The following is a 17,523-nucleotide window of genomic DNA, read 5'->3' on the forward strand; positions in this document are numbered from 1 at the left end:
TTTATTTTTTTGCTATCAGTAAATCAGTTTTAATTTGTCTTCTAAGCAGTTCAACATTTTTAAATTTTTTTTCTCTTCTAATAAATTTTTTAAATTCTACTGTTAAATACTTATTATAAAGATTTCCAGAAAAATTAAATAGATGAACCTCTAATAATATTTTTTTTCCATTAAATGTTGGTCGATAACCTAAATTAGCAATTCCTTTTAAATAATTATTTTTACCATTCCATTTTACTTTTACTGCATACACGCCTGGGCAGGCTAAAATATAATCTTTAATATCAATGTTTGCGGTTGGAAAACCAATTTTTTTTCCTAGCTGTCTTCCCTTTTGAACCTTTCCTACAATTGACCAGTTTCTATTCAAAATTTTATTAGCTTTTTCTAATTTTCCTTTTTGCAAAAGTTTTCTAACCAGTGATGAAGATGCTATTTTCTTATTCGTTAACAATGGTTGGGGTTTGATTACCTTATAACTACATGTTCTCTCAAATTTGATTAATTGTCTAACGTTACCTTCTCTCTTATTCCCAAATCTAAAATTATTGCTAACAAAAATAAATTTTGGTTTTAATTTTTTTCCCAAAATTTCTTTTATGAAAGTTATAGATTTTATTTTTGAGAATTTTCGATTAAATTTTTTAATTATCAAAAAATCTACATTGAGATCCTGAAGATTATCAATTTTTTGCTGCAGACTTGATATTCTAAAATTATTAAGATTTTTATTAAAAAACATCTTTGGCATTGGTTCAAAAGTTAAGACACCAATTTTTGAGGAATATCTTTTTTTATATTTCTTAGCTAATGAAAATAATTTTTGATGTCCTTTATGAACTCCATCGAAGTTACCGATTAAAATAATTGAATTTTTGTATTTAGTATTGATATTAAAATTTTTATATATGTTTTTTGAATTTACCATTTCAACTCTGATTGAATATAATTACAAATAGCTTCGTAAGATTTTGCAACTTTTGCAATTCCTTTTTCTTTGATCTCATCCTTATGAATTCCATTTGAAATTATTAAAGAATCATAATTTAAAAGGTTTGCTCCTTTTATATCAGTATTTAAATTATCACCTATGGATAGAATTTTTTTATTTTTATTATTCGTAGATTGATCATAAACCTCAGGATAAGGTTTTCCAAAGTAAACTACTTCTCCACCCATTTTTTCAAAAACCATTGCAACAGAACCAGCACAAAATTCTCTTATATTTCCTCTGTCCACAATTAAATCTGGATTTGTACAAATCATTTTTTTTTCAATATTTTTTTCAAATAAATTTTTATAATAATTTAAGTCTTTATTATGATCATCGAACAATCCAGTACATAAAATATATTCGCTTTTTTCTATATTATCTAATTTCATTTTTTTAAAGTCTTTAAATAAATCAAAATCTCTTGGTGGCCCTACATGAAAAAAAGTTTTATTAATTAAATTTTTTTTTAAATAAATGAGGGCTGCCTCTCCAGACGTAAAAACATGTTCTCTAATTTCTTTTTCCATGCCTAGTTTTTCTAAAAAAGATTTGACTACATGATTGGGTCTGGGTGCATTTGTGAGTAAAATATAGTCCTTTCTTTTTTTATTGATTTCTTTGAGAGCTTTTATTGCCTCTAGGTGTAGAGTAACCCCATTATGGACCACTCCCCATAAGTCAACATAAAATAGCTGATAATTGTCTGCTATAGAACTTAGACCCTCTTTATCTAAATTTTTAGTCATCAAATCAATCTATAAACCATAAAACCCACAAATTCCTTTATTTTTTAACTAACTAATTTTTAACTATATCTTGAAATAGTAAGGCCAATCTCTATATGAGGATCATATTAATAAGGAGAATTTATGAAATTTAGACCGTTACACGATAGAGTTCTAATTGAAGTTTTAGATAGCAGCGAAAAAACTGCTGGAGGAATAATCATACCTGATACAGCACAAGAAAAACCTCAAGAAGGTAAGGTAGTAGCAGTTGGTGGTGGAGCTAAAACTGAAGACGGTAAAACCATACCAATGGACGTGAAAATTGGAGATAAAGTTTTATTCGGCAAATGGTCAGGAACTGAAGTCAAAATTGATGGCAAAGAATACAGCATAATGAAAGAGTCAGACATTATGGGTATTTCAAGCAAGTAATTTAATTTAAAGGAGAAAATAAAATGGCAAAAGTAGTAAAATTTGATGCTGAGGCAAGAGCAGCAATGATTAGAGGAGTAAACATCCTAGCTGATACGGTTAAAGTTACATTAGGACCAAAAGGGAGAAATGTAGTTATGGACAAATCTTACGGTGCTCCAAGAATTACAAAGGACGGTGTATCTGTTGCAAAAGAAATTGATCTAGAGGATAAATTTGAAAACATGGGTGCTCAAATGGTCAAAGAGGTTGCTAGCAAAACTAATGATGAGGCTGGTGATGGAACAACAACCGCAACCATTCTTGCACAAGCTATTGTAAAAGAGGGTGTAAAATATGTAACAGCAGGCATGAACCCTATGGATGTAAAAAGAGGAATTGATGCTGCAGTAGATGTAGTAAAACAAAATCTTGTATCCTCAGCTAAAAAAGTAAAAGATAGTGATGAGATTGCTCAAGTTGGAACTATTTCTGCTAATGGCGACAAAGAAATTGGCACTATGATTTCGAAAGCAATGCAAAAAGTTGGTAATGAGGGTGTTATCACGGTTGAAGAAAACAAAGGAATTGAAACAGAATTAGACGTCGTTGAAGGTATGCAGTTTGATAGAGGTTATCTATCTCCATACTTTATTACAAATAGTGATAAGATGACAACTGAATTAGAAAATCCTTTTATTCTCTTACACGAAAAAAAATTGACAAACCTACAGCCAATGGTTCCTCTTTTAGAGGCAGTTGTTCAAGCTGGACGACCTTTAATGATTATTTCTGAAGATGTTGAGGGTGAAGCATTAGCTACATTAGTGGTAAATAAATTAAGGGGTGGTTTAAAAGTTGTAGCTGTAAAAGCACCAGGATTTGGTGACAGAAGAAAAGCTATGCTTGAGGATATTGCAATTCTTACTGGTGGTTCAGTTATTTCTGAAGACTTAGGAATTAAACTCGAAAATGTTAAACTTGATGATCTAGGTTCATGTAAAAAAATTAAAGTTGATAAAGATAACAGTACTATAGTAAATGGTTCTGGTAAAAAATCAGATATAGAAGCTAGATGTTCTTCAATAAAACAACAAATTGATGAGACAACTTCAGACTACGACAAAGAAAAACTTCAAGAGAGATTAGCAAAATTAGCTGGTGGTGTTGCAGTAATTAAAGTCGGTGGTGCAACTGAAGTTGAAGTAAAAGAGAGAAAAGATAGAGTTGAAGATGCTTTAAATGCAACCAGAGCCGCTGTTGAGGAGGGTATTGTTACTGGTGGTGGTTGTGCATTATTGTATGCTGCTCAAGAACTTGAAAAAGTTAAAGCTAAAGGTGAAGACCAAAAAGCAGGCGTTGATTTAGTAAGAAGAGCATTAGAAGCTCCTATTAGACAAATTACAAAAAATGCTGGTGTGGATGGATCGGTAGTTGTTGGCAAACTTTTAGATCAGAATAAAAAGACACATGGATATGATGCACAAAATGAAGAGTATTGTGATATGTTCGCTAAAGGTATTATAGATCCTGTAAAAGTTGTTAGAACTGCTTTACAAGACGCAGCATCTATCTCAGGATTATTGGTAACAACTGAAGCAATGATAGCTGATAAACCTGAGGAAAAAGATGCAGCTGCTGCTGGAATGCCTGGAGGAATGGGTGGCATGGGTGGCATGGGAGGAATGGGTGGAATGGGAATGTAACCCAATCTAAAATATTAAAAATTTAAAGGCCATCTTTTGATGGCCTTTTTTTTTGGAAATATTAAAATGATACAATGTCAAAAAGATATAGTGGGAAATCGTTCAAAGACTCAAGTCTTAATAAAAAACCAAAATTTACTCTAAAAGAAAAAAGAAAATTAAAAAGAGAAAAGGCAAAAAAAACAAAATAACGACATTTTTTGATCAAAATCCCAATATTTATTGGTTTTTTTAAAGTTTTCAAAAAAAATTTTTAAGGTATAAGAGCCAGGATTTATGAGCAAAGATATTAGAAACATCACCATAATCGCACACGTTGATCACGGAAAAACTACCTTAATTGATAATCTAATGAAGCAGAGCGGTTCGTTTAGGGAAAATGAGGTTGTTGACGAAAGATTAATGGATTCAGGTGAACTTGAGAAAGAAAGAGGAATAACAATTTTAGCAAAACCTGCATCTATTAATTGGAAAGACTCGAGAATAAATATTATTGATACACCGGGCCACCGAGATTTTGCGGCAGAAGTTGAAAGAGTTTTAAGCATGGCAGATGGCGCATTACTTCTAATAGATTCTGCTGAAGGAGTTATGCCTCAAACAAAATTTGTTTTATCTAAAGCTCTAAAACAAGGTCTAAAACCAATTGTTGTTATCAATAAATTGGACAAATCAGATCAAAGAGCTAATGAAGTTTTAGATGAGACTTTTGATTTATTTGTTAGTTTAGATGCAAATGAAGATCAACTAGACTTTCCAGTTTTATATGCGAGTGGAAGATCTGGTTGGGCTGATAAAGAGATTGATGGTCCAAGGGAAAATTTAAATCCTTTATTAGATAAAATTATTGATCATGTAAAACCTGCTGAACTTGATAAAACGAAACCCTTTGCAATGCTGTCTACTCTTCTTTATGCAGACAATTTCTTGGGTAGAAGCTTAGTCGGAAGAATTGCTCAGGGAACTGCAAAAGCTAATCAATCGATCAAAGCAATAAATCTAAAGGGTGAAAAAGTTGATGAAGGAAGACTTACTAAAATTTTTAGATATGAGGGCACAAAAAAAGTGCCAATCGAAATTGGTGAGGCGGGAGATATTGTAGTTGTCGCTGGTTTAGAAAAAGCAAATGTTGCTGACACAATTTGTGATCTTGAGGTAAATGATCCTATTAAAGCTACTCCAATCGATCCACCAACAATGTCTATTACCATTACCGTAAACACATCTCCTCTTGCAGGAACTGAGGGTAAAAAACTTACAAGTACTCAAATAAGAGATAGGTTGCTTCAAGAAGCGCAGAATAATGTTGGAATTACTTTTACAGAAAATGAAGGTAATGACTCTTTTGTTGTAAGTGGTCGAGGTGAATTGATGTTAGAAATTTTACTCACTCAAATGAGAAGAGAAGGTTTTGAAATGACTGTTAGTCCCCCAAAAGTTCTTTATAAAAAAGACGAAAATGATAACAAACTTGAGCCAATAGAAGAAATAACTATGGATCTAGATGAGGAACATTCATCAAAAATTATTGACTCCATGAATAGAAGAAAAGGCAAATTAATTGAATTGAAAGATACTGGTAAAAATAAAAAAAGATTAATCTTTCATGCACCAACAAGAGGATTAATGGGATACACAAGCCGGTTTCTAACACTTACAAAAGGTAATGGTGTAATTAACAGAATTTTCCATGCGTATGGACCATTTGAGGGTGAAATGGAAGGTAGAAGAAATGGTGCACTTATTTCAATGGAACAAGGAAAAGCAGTTGCATTCGCAATATTTAATTTACAGGCTAGAGGGGAGATGTTTGTAACTCATAATGATCCTGTTTATCCAGGTATGATCGTGGGATTATCTCCTAAACCTGGAGATATGATTATTAATGTTATGAAGGGCAAAAAATTAACTAATATGAGAACACAAGGTACAGATGAAAATGTTGTTCTAACACCAGTAAGAAAAATGTCGATCGCAGAGCAATTAAGTATGTTAAATACTGACGAGGCTTTGGAAATCACTCCAGACTCCTGTAGATTAAGAAAAGCCATTCTTGATCCGCATGAAAGAAAGAGAAGTGAAAAATCAGGCGTTGCAGCCTAATCGAAAATTTTATCAACTAAATACAAGCCTAAGGCAACACAAGGACCAATTCCAAAAGCAAATAATAAAGTTCCTACTCCCACAGTTCCACCTAAGTACCATCCAATACTTACAACAGAAATCTCTAAAAATGCTCTTACGGCAGCAACTGGTAAATTTGTTTTTTTTTGGAGACCGATCATCAAACCATCCCTTGGTCCAGCTCCAAGATTAGATACTAGATAAATACCTCCACCAATCCCAACGGTTACTACTGAAATTATTGCCAGAATTAATTGATATAAGTAATTAGATGGGGTTGGAACAAATTTTATGCAAAGATCAATCATTAATGCAATAATGATCGCATTAAGTATAGTTCCCATTCCTGGTTTTTGACCAAGCGGTATCCACAAAATTAGAACGGCAACACTAATCAAAAAAGTTATTGTTCCTATACTCAAGTTAACATTTAAAGAGATACCTTGTGCTAAAACACTCCATGGAGAAGCACCAGTAAAAGATACAATTAATAAACCTTCTCCAAGACCAAATAACATCAAACCAAAACATAAAAAAAAGAATGTAGAGAATTTTGGTTTAAAATTATAAGGCTTATCTGAACTCCAATTGACCCTTGGTATTTTCTTAATTTTTAAAAACATTTTAATATGTTATTTCTATTGTTAATAAAGTCTATTAAACTAGTTGTTAAATGAAAAAAATTATAGTCATTTTATTTCTTTTTATTTATCCAACCAATTCAATCGCTCATATTGGACATTACATTAAATACAACAAAATTGAGATGGAGATTTTTCGAAATGGTGAGCTTATTGGCTATAATCATTATTTTTTCAATAGAAATGGATCAGAAACAATTGTTACTAATCAAATTAAGTTTGTAGTTAAACTTTTGGGAGCAACAGTTTTCCAAGTTGAGAGTTATAGCGAGGAAAAATATTTCGAAGATCAACTAGTTTCTTATAATTCTAAAACTTTACAAAATGACAAAAAGAAGTTTGTTAATTTAACATTTGACCAAAAAAATAAAAAATTTGATATCAAAGGCTCTTCATATAATGGAGAAGCCTCAGCTGATAACGTGGTTGGAAATTGGTGGAATCACAAAATTTTACAAGCGAGTTCTCAAATAAGTCCTATCTCAGGGAGTATTAAGGATCAAGTGGTAACTTTTTTAGGTAAAAAAAAAATAGATCTTTATGGAAAAGTTTATGATGTTGATCATTTTACACTGAAGTCTAAAGACATGAGTATACCGAAAGATAAAAGGTTAGATTTTGAAATTTGGTATGATCGTAAAAATTTAATGATACTAAAAGTATCCTATTCAAGAATGGGTAACTGGGAATATAAATTAAAAAATTTTAATTGATTTATTTTGAGATTTTTTTAAATAAATCTCGTGCACTTATCCATCCTGACTCTAACCTAGGTCCTACAAACCAATCGGCACAAACACCCAATCTTTTCCTAGGATCCCAATAACTCTTAATTTTAAATGGTCTCGAATTTGAAGAATATCGCCAACCGTGATTAAGTGAATAATAAATTTTTGTTTTTTTAATATTTGATAGTTTAAAAAATTTATCGATCATAATTTGTGAATTTTCTTTTTTGTTATTCTTGTTTTTATTGATCTTTTTATTTGCCCAGTCAAATGTACTTTGAAGAGTCCATAAATCATATTTTGATTTAAATCTTCTTTTTGAGTTTTCGTTTCCTGCCCAACCAAGAATCGGATCTTCAAAAAGATAGCTACTATTTGAATTCTTGTTTTTTTTTATTGCAATCATAGTGGTAATATTTGCATCCATTTTAATTGATTTTCTTAAAAAAGAATTATTGATAAATTTTTTAGAAAGCTTTTTTAATTGTGGAAACGGACAAGTCAAAATTAGGTTTTTAAAGGATCTTAATTTTCCATTATCAAATAACAAATACCAGAGTTTATTTTTGTAATAGATTTTTTTTAATTCACTGTGATAGTTGCAATTAATTTTTTTAAGTAAATATTTGCTAATGTCATTATTTCCATTTTTACCAATTACTTTTAAATGTTTCTTATCCTCTTTTTTTTTTGAATTAAAAAAAACGTGTTTGCCTCTCCATACTTTTAAAATTCTTTTTTTTATTAAATCTCTAGTAAATTTTTTAAATTCCTTAGTTTTTGGTGAAATATACTGCGTGCCATGATCAAAACCTGTTTTGCCTTTTATTCTTTTAAAAGATGCACGACCGCCAGGACCTCTTGCTTTGTCGAACAAAATTACTGAATATTTTTTATTTAGAAGATTTGCGATTGTGGCTCCAGATATGCCAGAACCAATAATACAAAACTCACTCATTTACCAGCAACAACCATTCCCTCTATTAACATGGTTGGTGAGTTAGTTGCATATTTAAACTCTAAGTCATTTGCTAAGGTGATATTTTGAAACATGTCTTTAAAATTACCTGCTATGGTAATTTCATTTATTGGATATTTAAACTCACCATTTTCAACCAAAAACCCTGTTGCTCCGACTGAATAATCTCCGGTCACAATATTACTTCCATGTCCAATTGTTTCTGTAATATAGAGACTTTTTGAATTTGAATTCAGTAAATCTTTAAAACTAATGTTTCCATTTTCAAAATAAAGATTACTTGTTCCTCCACATCTTCCATTAGACTTAAGATTTAATTTTTTTCCATTATAAGTATCAATCAGATAATGCTTCAAGATTCCATGATCAACTAGTTTAAGTGTGTCGGTCTTTACCCCTTCACTATCAAAATTTCTTGAACCTAACCCTTTGAGCATATCAGGTTTGTCAAATACATTAATTTTATCTGAAAATATTTTTTGATTAACTTTATCTTTTAAAAAAGAAGTTCCTCTTGATATTGCTGATGAAGAAATAGCGCTTGCAAAAGTACTTAGTATGCCCTTAGCTATTCTTTTATCAAAAATTATAGCAATTTTCTCACTCCCAATTTTTTTTGGACTTAATTTTCTAATAGTTTGATTAGCAGCAAGTTTACCTAATTCATCTGCATCATCTAGGTCTTTAAGAAAACATTTACTAGAGTATTCGTAATCTCTTTCCATGCTTTTTTCATCTTTTGCAACTGTTACACTTGATGCTGTAAATGAAGATGTTTTGTAACCATCACAAAAACCCTCACTATTAGCTAAAACAAAATTAGATTTATTTTGAGTAAAACTAGACTCGGTATTGACAATTTTTTTGTCGCTTGAAGCAGCGGCCTCTAATTTTTTCAAATAATCTATTTTTTCATCATTCGCTAAATGACTTTCATCATAAAGATCTAAATCTTTAACTTCTTTTGCTAATAAATCTTTGTCCGGTAAAGAATTGAATTCATCCTCAGGAGTATTTTTTGTAGTTTCGACACATTTTTCGATCAAAATATTCAAATTATCAGTAAGCAGATTAGATGAAGATATTGATGATTTTTTTTTACCAATGTAAGTAGTGATACTTATGCCTAGATCATCTGATCTGTTAGCTTCATCTAATTTTTTATTTCTAAAATTAACAGTTTCAGAAACTGAGTTTTTTACAATCACACTTGAGTCTGTTGCACCTAATTTCTTAGCTAAACCTAAACAAAATGATGCTTTTTTCTCTAAAAATTCTTGATCTTTAACCATTTAAAGTTTCGTACCGCCTACGGTCATCTTATCGATTAATATTGATGGCTGTGCAACACCTACAGGTACACCTTGTCCAGCTTTACCACATGTTCCGATTCCTGGATCCATCATCATATCATTACCTACCATGGAAACCTCTTTTAAAATTGAAGGACCATCTCCAATTAATGTTGCGCCCTTAATTGGTGATCCAATTTTGCCATTAACTATTTCATAAGCTTCAGTGCAATTAAATACAAATTTTCCAGATGTAATATCAACTTGTCCACCACCAAAACTAACTGCAAAAATACCTTTGTCGACAGCTTTAATCATCTCCTCTTGAGTTTGCTTACCGCTTAACATCATCGTATTTCTCATTCTTGGTAGAACTATATGTCTATAGTTTTCTCTTCTTCCACTGCCAGTAGATCTTGTTTTCATCAAACGTGCGTTAAGCCTGTCTTGCATAAAATTTTTTAAAATTCCATTTTCAATTAAAACAGTCTTTTCTGTTGGTGTTCCTTCATCGTCTATTGTAAGACTGCCTCTTCTATTATCAATGGTACCGTCGTCAATAATTGTAACTCCCTCACTTGCAACTTTTTGGCCCATTAGATTATGAAATGCTGAAGTTTTCTTTCTATTAAAATCTCCTTCTAAACCATGACCAACAGCCTCATGAATTAATATTGCTGGCCACCCAGGTCCGAGTACAACTTTCATCTCACCTGCTGGAGCAGGTTTACTCTCTAAATTCACTGATGCTATCCTTAAAGCTTCATCACAAACACTTTTCCAATTTTCATCTTTTAAATATGAATCGTAAGATTGTCTTCCACCAACACCGTATACGCCTGTTTCTTTTCTGCCATCTTTTTCCACCATAACTGAAACATTAAATCTTACTAAAGGACGAACATCTGACAAAGTCTCTCCACCAGATCTAATTATTTCTACAGACTTTTGCTCTCCCAAAAAATTTGCTGTAACTTGTTTAACTTTATCACCTTTAGATCGTAAATAATCATTTACATCGTTCAATATTTTAATTTTTTCATTAAGAGATTTTTGCTCAATAGGATTAATATTGTCATAATACTTTTTATTTGATTTAGGAATTTCATGATTATAAGTTCCTTTAACAGATTTTAACGTTGACTTTAAATTTTCAGAAGATTGTTTTAAAGAGTTCTTAGAAATTTCATTAGAATGAGAATAAGCAACCACTTCATCAGATATTGCCCTAAAACCAAATCCTAAATCTGAATTATAACTGGAATTTTTAATTTTGTTATCGTCTAATAATATCGACTCAGATTTCGAATTTTCCAAATACAATTCACCATCATCACATTTTTGCAATGTATCTGAAATAATACTTTCAGCCTCTTTTCTAGATAGGTCAGATTTTTCAAAGAAATTACTCATAAAAGACATTAAATAGATTGTTTCATAAAATTTTCAACTAGAGTATTTTACGCATGTACATATGTGAGACAAATTAGTAATAAATTCTCTTAATTATGAAAGTTTATTTTAATAATTCTTGTAAAATTTGTAAGGCCGAAATTGATCTTTATAAAAAAGAAAAAATAGATGAAATTGATTGGGTTGATATTACAGATAATCAGCTAGCTGAAAAAGAAACCTCCAAAGACAGTAAACAACTATTAAGAAGACTTCATATCAAAGAAGGTGAGAAGGTTCTAGGAGGTGCAGAAGCATTTTTATTATTATGGAGAAAAATTCCAAAATATAAATTTCTTTATAATTTTTTTAAGTTACCAATAATTTTTAATATATTTGCTGTAGTATATGAAATAGTAGCTTTTTTTCTTTATCTTAAAAATAAAAAACAATTAAAAATTAATAAATAACTCTCGCTAAATAAAGTCCTTCTGGTGGGGCTGGCGGTGCACACAAAATTCTTTTTTTCGAACACATAATAGAGTTGAATTTTTTTAAAGTCCATTTTTTTTCACCTACATATTTTAGACAGCCAACCATTGATCGAACTTGTTGTTGTAAAAAAGATTGAGATTGAAACTCTATTTCTATTTTATTATTTTTAGATTTTATTTTGACAGATTTCATGGTTTTGATTGGACTTTTGGCTCTGCAGCTTGAAGCTCTGAAAGTAGAAAAATCATTTGTACCAATTAATTTTTTTGATGCCTTTTTCATCATTTCTAAATCTAGTTTGTTAATAACATGCCATCCCCTATTTTTATCTATTACAGGTCTACTAAAACGATTAATGATTATGTACCTATATATTCTCATTCTTGCAGAAAATCTTGCGTGAAAATTTTTACCTTTTTTTTTGATTTTAATAATTGTAATCATTTCCTTATTTAAAAAATGATTGAGAGATTTGACAAATTTACTCAAATTTTCAATTTTTTTTTTACACTCAAAATGGGCCGATTGCTCAAGTGCATGTACTCCTTTATCTAATCTTCCAGCACCAAATAAAATAATTTTTTCTTTTAATAATTTTGAAATTTTTCCTTGAATAAGACCTTGTATAGTTTTACCTTTTGTTTGAATTTGCCAACCTCTAAAATTGGTACCTTCATACTCTATTAGTATCTGATATTTAAACATTAGATATTATTGAGCCTTTTCTAATTTGAGATCCAAGCATAAATTCTCCAATTTTTTGAATTTTTTTCCCCTCTCTCTGTATTTCAAGAACTTTAATAGATTTTTCACCTCCACACGCTATTTCAAGATTGTCTGATATAACCTCACCATTTTTACCAATACCATTTCCAATTTCTGCTTTTAAAATTTTATACCTTTGACCGTTAAAATTAAAAAAAGCTCCTGGAGAAGGATATAAGCCATTAATTTTTCCAATTATTTTTAAAGCATCACTTTTCCAATCAATTTGCCCCTCATTTTTAGTAATTTTTTTTGCATAAGTAGCTTTGGAGTGGTCTTGATCAATAAACTTTGATTTACCATCTAAAATTTCATCTACAACATCTAAAATTTTATCTGATGCCAAAAGAGCAAGTTTTTCTGAGACCTCTTTTGCATTGTGTTTTTGATCAAGTTTAAATTTATATATATTGCTTATAGGTCCACTATCTAATTCTTCATTAATTTTCATTATACTGATACCAATTTCTGAATCTAAATTCATAATTGCTCTCTGAATGGGTGCGGCACCTCTCCATTTCGGTAGTATAGATGCATGAATATTTATAAAACCTTTTTTTGTTAAACTTAAAAATTCCTTAGGAATTATTTGTCCATAAGCGACGACAATAGCAAGATCAGCATCCATTTTCTTCAAAAAGTCATATTCCTCATCATTATTTCTCAAGTTCTGAGGAGATCTAAAATTTATATTTAAAGTTTCTGATATACCTTGTACTGGTGATTTATTTATCTTTTGTCCTCGATGAGATTTTTGAGGTGGCTGTGTGTATACCTGGGTTACTGGAAATCCATTTTGATAGAGAGATTTTAATATTGGAACTGCAAACATGGGTGTACCCATAAAGATAATTTTTTTAGGCATTTCTACACTAGTATTCTGTCGGGATTTTTTTTTGTTTTAGAAATTTTTTTTATTATGATATCTCTTTTTAATTTCGATAAATGGTCAATAATCAATTTTCCATCTAAATGATTTATTTCATGTTGTAAGCAAGTTGATAAAAGTCCATCACATTTTAAATTTTTTTTTTTTCCATTTATATCAATATATTCCACCTCACAAATTTTCGGTCTTTCTATTTCTATAAATGTATCTGGAATCGATAAACAACCCTCTTCATAAATCGAAGTCTCATTACTAACTTTTTTTATAACGGGATTTATAAAACTTAAAGGTTCTTTCTTTTCATCCTTTGTAGACACATCAATTACTAAAATTCTTTTTAGGACACCTATTTGCACTGCAGCTAGTCCAATACCTTTTGATGCATACATTGTTTCAAATAAATCATTGATAAGTTTTTTTTCTTCGGTGCTGACTTTTTCTAACGGTTCAGAAATTTTTTTAAGCGTTTCATCAGGGACTGTGATTATATCTCTAATAGTCATTTAATAAATAAATAAACTAATTTTTAAACTTTTAAAGGAAGAACTTTTAATAGAATTTTATTGCGAATAAAGTCTATGTTTAATTGATTAAGTGCGCTTATAATAAAAAATAAAGTATCCTCATCTAAGGCATTTAGCTCATCTTGGCCAATAACCTCTATAATTCTTAGAATCGTTGAAGCTGACTCATTATTATTTATCATAACTTGAATATCTGTTGGCATTTCAGATTCTAAAATATTGTATAAATTATCATATTTCTTATCAACTTTTATACCATCTGATTTTAATGCCTCGATTAAAATTATATCTTTTTTTGAAAGTGAATATTTTTTATCCTTTTTAATTTTCTTAAGAAAATTATTTAAATCCTTTTCTATTTTTGTCTGATTGTAATCTCCATTAAAATATCTTATGAGTTTTGATTGATGTAAAATATCGTCATTATACTTTATTTTAATTTGTTTTTTTTCATCAGTATTAATATTCTCCAAATAAAAACTGGTGTGCTCTGAGGAAATTTGATCTAACTCGATGTTTTGTAATAGTTTTTTAAGTTTATCATCAAAAGCATTGCCAATTTTATCCTTTATAAATACTCCTTTTAAAAGTTTCATTAATTCTAACTTTTTATTTATTTCGGACTCTAATAATACCGTTTGGTACAAGAGAGCTCTACTTTCAATACCAGTTAAAGATTTAAACACAGTTTTAGCATTCAACAATTGATCGATATTAAATTGAAACCTTTTATAAATTTGAAATAAATCGTCCTCAAGGTAATTCTTGTTATGTGTGGCGTATTCAACTAAGCTAATTTTTTCTAATTCATTCAAATCAATTTCATTCGTTTGATACAATAAATTTGAAGCAGCTAAATATTTCCATATGAGCGGATCAGTATTTTCTTTTGGTTCAAAAAAAAAGTCTGGGTTTGTTTTATGTGCTAAATGAAATTCTAAAATATTTTTTTCAGACACACTAGTATCAACTTTATTTGTATATCCAAATAAATAATTTAATTTATTTTCAAAATATTTTTCATTAAAACCTAATTCTTTTTTTAAATCGAGAATTAATTGTGCTTCATCTTTTTTGCCATTATTTATCAAACAATATATATTAAATTTTGACAAATAATTATTTTCTATCGGGTCAGAATTGTTTAAAAAGATCTTACAAGCTTTATCAAGTTCGGACTCAGATAAATAATTATCAACAAAATATTTACCTAATTTAGGGTGTAAATTTAAAATATTGTTCTTAATTAAATATTCCCCTATAAGCTCTAAATCATTATATTTTATTAACCAATCTGATTTTATTTTTAAAAATTCTTTTTCACTAATATTTTTATTTGGATAATAAGCATTAGTTAATAAAACAATATTCATAAGTTCTGAAGCATCTTGTGACAGTTTTATTTTCGCTAAATTTGAAAAAAGATATTTTAATTGATCACCGTTGGAATTCGACCACATGTCAATTTTCAATCCAAAATCTGCCGGATCATAGAGGCCTATAATTTTAATTTCTTTGGAATTTAAAGTTTCATCAACCTTTATTGAGTCTAAATTATCTTTACTTTGCATATTAAAAATATCAATTTCTTTACCTTCAAGTTCACTTTCAGTAATCGAAATTAATTCCTTATTTTCAGAATTGTTTTGCGTTTGTACTTTTTCGGTATTCCATATATCTACAGGTTCGTTTTCTGAAAAAGAATTCACCATTGAAAAAAAAAGAATAATTGGAATTGATAAATAAGTTTTATTTAACAATTTTAAAATTTTCATTAGGGATTATTTTTTCAATTGTTTTCTTTGGTGCTGGAAAATCTAATTTATTTAAAAGAAAAATTACTCCAAAAAATACAATTGCAATTAATGTTAACTTTATTAACAATCCAATTATACTTTTGCTATAACTTGTTTTTCTTGTAAATTGCATATAGATTTAACTAATTTCAAATTAAGACATATTTGTGTTTTTTCAATAAAGAAACTTATGAAATCAAAGAAAAATTTAGTTTTTGTCGGAATGATGGGCTCAGGAAAGAGCTCTATTGGCTCTATGGTATCAAAGAAACTAAATCTTAACTTTTTTGACATTGATCAGTTAATTGAAAATGATCAAAAAATGAAAGTATCAAAAGTCTTTGAAACAAAAGGCGAAAGCTTTTTTAGAGATATTGAAAAAAAAATAACTCTTAATATTTTAAAAAATAAAAGAGGTGTGATTTCGCTCGGTGGAGGAGCATTTATAACTCGAGCTATTAAAAATGAAGTTCTAGAAAATCACTTATCATTTTGGCTTAATTGGAATATCGATACATTAATTAATAGGATTAAGAATAGCAAAAAAAGACCATTGGCAGTTAATTCTAGTAAAAATGAGTTAACAGAAATCTTAAAAAAACGTTCAATTATTTACTCTAAAGCACTATATAAAATAGATTGTGAAAATTTTACAAAACAACAAATTACAAAAAAAATCATAGATATTTATGAGGCCAATTAAACTTATAATTAAAACGAATTCAGAAAAATATCCTATTATAATTGGTAGAAATTTAATTTCTAATCTATCGCAAATATTTAAAAAAAATTCTATCGACTTTAAAAAATGCTTGTTAGTTTTAGATAAAAATATTCCAAATATGTATGTTAAGCAAATTTCAAAATCCTTAAAAAGGTATGAGGTTTATAAATTTATTTACTATGCCAATGAGAAAAATAAAAACCAGAAAAACGTTAATAAAATTTTAGATCTTTTGCTTAAAAAAAATTTTTCAAGAGACGATTGTTTAATATCTATTGGAGGAGGAATTACTGGTGATGTTGCAGGATTTGCTGCAAGTTTATTCAAAAGAGGTCTAAAGTTTGTAAATATCCCAACAACATTGTTATCACAAGTTGACTCATCTGTTGGTGGTAAAACAGGAATCAACACATCTCAGGGCAAGAATTTAATTGGAAGTTTTTACCAACCTAAAATTGTTATCAGTGATATAGACTTTTTGAAAAGTCTACCTTTTAGAGAAATAGTTTGTGGCTACGCAGAAATAATAAAGCATGCATTAATCGCAAATAAAAAGTTTTATAATTTTTTGGATGAGAATATTAATGGAATATTAAAACTAAAGTCTCCAAATATTGAAAAATCTATCTATGAAAGTTGTAAAGTCAAAAAATCAATTGTTGAAAAGGATGAAAAAGAGAAAAATCTGAGAAAAATTTTAAATTTTGGTCATACTTTTGCCCATGCATATGAGGCAAGTTTAAATTTTTCAAAAAAATTAAATCATGGAGAGGCGGTAATTCTAGGTATGAAGTCAGCATTTGAATTTAGTCATGATAAAAAGTTGGTTAACTATAAAGAATTTTATTCTGCAATTAAACATCTAAATAATTCTCATTTTCCGATTTCAATCAAAAGTTACTTCTCAATAAAAAAAGTTGATCGGATTGTATCCTTTATGATGAGGGATAAAAAAAATAATTCCAAAAATATTAAACTTATGTTGATTAAAAAAATTGGTGGTCCAATAATTGAAAAAGAATTTACTAGCGTTAATATCAAACTTTTTTTAAGGAAGTTACTAATTAATTGAAATTTGAAGTGAATGAATGTGATTTTTTAATTCTACATCTAATATTTTAAAAATTTTTTTATTGCTTTCAATCCTATTTAATTTCTTAAGCTCTTCAGATTCAATTCTTATTTTTAAGTGAAATTTATTGTTTTCATGTCCTGCATGATTTTTATGTAAAAATGTTTTATCTTCTATTAAAATATTTTCGATATTTATATTTTTTTTTAGTTTTTTTTTTACGTTTACGATTAATTCATCTATATTCATATGATATAATTATA

The 17,523-nt window shown here is 29.1% G+C and carries 19 protein-coding genes; 7 read left to right on the forward strand and 12 right to left on the reverse strand.

Going from position 1 to position 17,523, the window contains the following annotated elements; translation table 11 throughout:
- Position 1: 1 nt before the first annotated feature.
- Together ACTT9C_RS01490 and ACTT9C_RS01495 are read right to left on the reverse strand one after the other, a co-directional pair.
- A complete protein-coding gene (locus ACTT9C_RS01490; protein ID WP_440922736.1) occupies positions 2 to 928 on the reverse strand; it encodes a bifunctional riboflavin kinase/FAD synthetase in 927 nt (308 codons plus the stop codon).
- Positions 922 to 1,740: a TIGR01459 family HAD-type hydrolase gene (locus ACTT9C_RS01495; RefSeq protein WP_440922737.1), complete on the reverse strand. Its 819-nt coding sequence runs from the start codon at positions 1,738 to 1,740 to the stop codon at positions 922 to 924. Before ACTT9C_RS01495 ends, ACTT9C_RS01490 begins: the two co-directional genes overlap by 7 nt.
- 123 nt (positions 1,741 to 1,863) lie before the next feature.
- Between ACTT9C_RS01495 and groES the strand changes: the two genes are divergently transcribed.
- From groES to typA, 3 genes are all read left to right on the forward strand, one after another.
- Positions 1,864 to 2,154, forward strand: coding sequence for a co-chaperone GroES (gene groES, locus ACTT9C_RS01500; protein WP_440922738.1), 291 nt, complete (start codon positions 1,864 to 1,866; stop codon positions 2,152 to 2,154).
- A 23-nt stretch (positions 2,155 to 2,177) separates the two neighbouring features.
- Positions 2,178 to 3,839 carry a chaperonin GroEL gene (groL, locus tag ACTT9C_RS01505; RefSeq protein WP_440922739.1) on the forward strand — a complete coding sequence of 554 codons (1,662 nt, stop codon included), beginning with the start codon at positions 2,178 to 2,180 and terminating at the stop codon, positions 3,837 to 3,839.
- Between the two features lie 276 nt (positions 3,840 to 4,115).
- On the forward strand, positions 4,116 to 5,942 hold the full coding sequence (typA, locus tag ACTT9C_RS01510) for a translational GTPase TypA (RefSeq protein WP_440922740.1): 1,827 nt from the start codon (positions 4,116 to 4,118) through the stop codon (positions 5,940 to 5,942).
- On the opposite strand, the gene yczE is transcribed toward typA, so the two are convergent.
- Entirely contained in the window at positions 5,939 to 6,586 is a 648-nt protein-coding gene (gene yczE, locus ACTT9C_RS01515; RefSeq protein WP_440922741.1) for a membrane protein YczE, read from the reverse strand. The two genes, typA and yczE, sit on opposite strands and share 4 nt — an antisense overlap.
- A gap of 50 nt (positions 6,587 to 6,636) precedes the next feature.
- Here yczE and ACTT9C_RS01520 point away from each other — a divergent pair, with 50 nt between their 5' ends.
- Positions 6,637 to 7,317, forward strand: a complete 681-nt coding sequence (locus tag ACTT9C_RS01520) for a DUF6134 family protein (protein WP_440922742.1) — start codon at positions 6,637 to 6,639, stop codon at positions 7,315 to 7,317.
- Between the two features lies 1 nt (position 7,318).
- On the opposite strand, the gene ACTT9C_RS01525 is transcribed toward ACTT9C_RS01520, so the two are convergent.
- The 3 genes from ACTT9C_RS01525 to tldD are packed head-to-tail and all read right to left on the reverse strand — an operon-like array spanning position 7,319 to position 11,016.
- On the reverse strand, positions 7,319 to 8,290 hold the full coding sequence (locus tag ACTT9C_RS01525) for an NAD(P)-binding protein (protein WP_440922743.1): 972 nt from the start codon (positions 8,288 to 8,290) through the stop codon (positions 7,319 to 7,321).
- Positions 8,287 to 9,603 (reverse strand): TldD/PmbA family protein, encoded by a 1,317-nt coding sequence (locus ACTT9C_RS01530; RefSeq protein ID WP_440922744.1) that lies wholly within the window; start codon positions 9,601 to 9,603, stop codon positions 8,287 to 8,289. Before ACTT9C_RS01530 ends, ACTT9C_RS01525 begins: the two co-directional genes overlap by 4 nt.
- A complete protein-coding gene (tldD, locus tag ACTT9C_RS01535; RefSeq protein WP_440922745.1) occupies positions 9,604 to 11,016 on the reverse strand; it encodes a metalloprotease TldD in 1,413 nt (470 codons plus the stop codon).
- Between the two features lie 95 nt (positions 11,017 to 11,111).
- Here tldD and ACTT9C_RS01540 point away from each other — a divergent pair, with 95 nt between their 5' ends.
- Complete coding sequence (locus ACTT9C_RS01540) at positions 11,112 to 11,465, forward strand: thiol-disulfide oxidoreductase DCC family protein (protein ID WP_440922746.1); 354 nt, start codon at positions 11,112 to 11,114, stop codon at positions 11,463 to 11,465.
- Here the strand turns inward: ACTT9C_RS01540 and truA are convergent.
- Genes truA through ACTT9C_RS01565 form a run of 5 tightly spaced genes read right to left on the reverse strand, consistent with a single transcriptional unit; the run spans position 11,455 to position 15,597 of the window.
- Positions 11,455 to 12,195, reverse strand: coding sequence for a tRNA pseudouridine(38-40) synthase TruA (gene truA / locus ACTT9C_RS01545; RefSeq protein WP_440922747.1), 741 nt, complete (start codon positions 12,193 to 12,195; stop codon positions 11,455 to 11,457). The genes ACTT9C_RS01540 and truA overlap by 11 nt on opposite strands.
- Positions 12,188 to 13,120, reverse strand: a complete 933-nt coding sequence (fmt, locus tag ACTT9C_RS01550; protein ID WP_440922748.1) for a methionyl-tRNA formyltransferase — start codon at positions 13,118 to 13,120, stop codon at positions 12,188 to 12,190. The genes truA and fmt overlap by 8 nt, the downstream gene beginning before the upstream one ends.
- Positions 13,121 to 13,122: 2 nt before the next feature.
- On the reverse strand, positions 13,123 to 13,647 hold the full coding sequence (def, locus tag ACTT9C_RS01555; protein ID WP_440922749.1) for a peptide deformylase: 525 nt from the start codon (positions 13,645 to 13,647) through the stop codon (positions 13,123 to 13,125).
- 23 nt (positions 13,648 to 13,670) lie between these two features.
- Positions 13,671 to 15,443 (reverse strand): hypothetical protein, encoded by a 1,773-nt coding sequence (locus ACTT9C_RS01560; protein ID WP_440922750.1) that lies wholly within the window; start codon positions 15,441 to 15,443, stop codon positions 13,671 to 13,673.
- A complete protein-coding gene (locus ACTT9C_RS01565; protein WP_440922751.1) occupies positions 15,418 to 15,597 on the reverse strand; it encodes a hypothetical protein in 180 nt (59 codons plus the stop codon). The genes ACTT9C_RS01560 and ACTT9C_RS01565 overlap by 26 nt, the downstream gene beginning before the upstream one ends.
- A 57-nt stretch (positions 15,598 to 15,654) precedes the next feature.
- On the opposite strand from ACTT9C_RS01565, the gene ACTT9C_RS01570 reads away from it, so the two are divergent.
- Together ACTT9C_RS01570 and aroB are read left to right on the forward strand one after the other, a co-directional pair.
- On the forward strand, positions 15,655 to 16,167 hold the full coding sequence (locus tag ACTT9C_RS01570) for a shikimate kinase (RefSeq protein ID WP_440922752.1): 513 nt from the start codon (positions 15,655 to 15,657) through the stop codon (positions 16,165 to 16,167).
- Complete coding sequence (aroB, locus tag ACTT9C_RS01575; protein WP_440922753.1) at positions 16,154 to 17,260, forward strand: 3-dehydroquinate synthase; 1,107 nt, start codon at positions 16,154 to 16,156, stop codon at positions 17,258 to 17,260. The genes ACTT9C_RS01570 and aroB overlap by 14 nt, the downstream gene beginning before the upstream one ends.
- Here the strand turns inward: aroB and ACTT9C_RS01580 are convergent.
- Positions 17,249 to 17,509 carry a BolA/IbaG family iron-sulfur metabolism protein gene (locus ACTT9C_RS01580; RefSeq protein ID WP_440922754.1) on the reverse strand — a complete coding sequence of 87 codons (261 nt, stop codon included), beginning with the start codon at positions 17,507 to 17,509 and terminating at the stop codon, positions 17,249 to 17,251. The two genes, aroB and ACTT9C_RS01580, sit on opposite strands and share 12 nt — an antisense overlap.
- Positions 17,510 to 17,523 lie beyond the last annotated feature (14 nt).

Origin of the sequence: Candidatus Pelagibacter sp. (genome assembly GCF_052049575.1) — a bacterium.
In the GTDB taxonomy this organism is placed as follows: domain Bacteria; phylum Pseudomonadota; class Alphaproteobacteria; order Pelagibacterales; family Pelagibacteraceae; genus Pelagibacter.

Coding starts and splice junctions, on each gene's coding strand:
- ACTT9C_RS01490 (WP_440922736.1), bottom strand. CDS start 928: ATGGTAAATTCAAAAAACATATATAAAAATTTTAATATCAATACTAAA.
- ACTT9C_RS01495 (WP_440922737.1), bottom strand. CDS start 1,740: ATGACTAAAAATTTAGATAAAGAGGGTCTAAGTTCTATAGCAGACAAT.
- groES (WP_440922738.1), top strand. CDS start 1,864: ATGAAATTTAGACCGTTACACGATAGAGTTCTAATTGAAGTTTTAGAT.
- groL (WP_440922739.1), top strand. CDS start 2,178: ATGGCAAAAGTAGTAAAATTTGATGCTGAGGCAAGAGCAGCAATGATT.
- typA (WP_440922740.1), top strand. CDS start 4,116: ATGAGCAAAGATATTAGAAACATCACCATAATCGCACACGTTGATCAC.
- yczE (WP_440922741.1), bottom strand. CDS start 6,586: ATGTTTTTAAAAATTAAGAAAATACCAAGGGTCAATTGGAGTTCAGAT.
- ACTT9C_RS01520 (WP_440922742.1), top strand. CDS start 6,637: ATGAAAAAAATTATAGTCATTTTATTTCTTTTTATTTATCCAACCAAT.
- ACTT9C_RS01525 (WP_440922743.1), bottom strand. CDS start 8,290: ATGAGTGAGTTTTGTATTATTGGTTCTGGCATATCTGGAGCCACAATC.
- ACTT9C_RS01530 (WP_440922744.1), bottom strand. CDS start 9,603: ATGGTTAAAGATCAAGAATTTTTAGAGAAAAAAGCATCATTTTGTTTA.
- tldD (WP_440922745.1), bottom strand. CDS start 11,016: ATGAGTAATTTCTTTGAAAAATCTGACCTATCTAGAAAAGAGGCTGAA.
- ACTT9C_RS01540 (WP_440922746.1), top strand. CDS start 11,112: ATGAAAGTTTATTTTAATAATTCTTGTAAAATTTGTAAGGCCGAAATT.
- truA (WP_440922747.1), bottom strand. CDS start 12,195: ATGTTTAAATATCAGATACTAATAGAGTATGAAGGTACCAATTTTAGA.
- fmt (WP_440922748.1), bottom strand. CDS start 13,120: ATGCCTAAAAAAATTATCTTTATGGGTACACCCATGTTTGCAGTTCCA.
- def (WP_440922749.1), bottom strand. CDS start 13,647: ATGACTATTAGAGATATAATCACAGTCCCTGATGAAACGCTTAAAAAA.
- ACTT9C_RS01560 (WP_440922750.1), bottom strand. CDS start 15,443: ATGAAAATTTTAAAATTGTTAAATAAAACTTATTTATCAATTCCAATT.
- ACTT9C_RS01565 (WP_440922751.1), bottom strand. CDS start 15,597: ATGCAATTTACAAGAAAAACAAGTTATAGCAAAAGTATAATTGGATTG.
- ACTT9C_RS01570 (WP_440922752.1), top strand. CDS start 15,655: ATGAAATCAAAGAAAAATTTAGTTTTTGTCGGAATGATGGGCTCAGGA.
- aroB (WP_440922753.1), top strand. CDS start 16,154: ATGAGGCCAATTAAACTTATAATTAAAACGAATTCAGAAAAATATCCT.
- ACTT9C_RS01580 (WP_440922754.1), bottom strand. CDS start 17,509: ATGAATATAGATGAATTAATCGTAAACGTAAAAAAAAAACTAAAAAAA.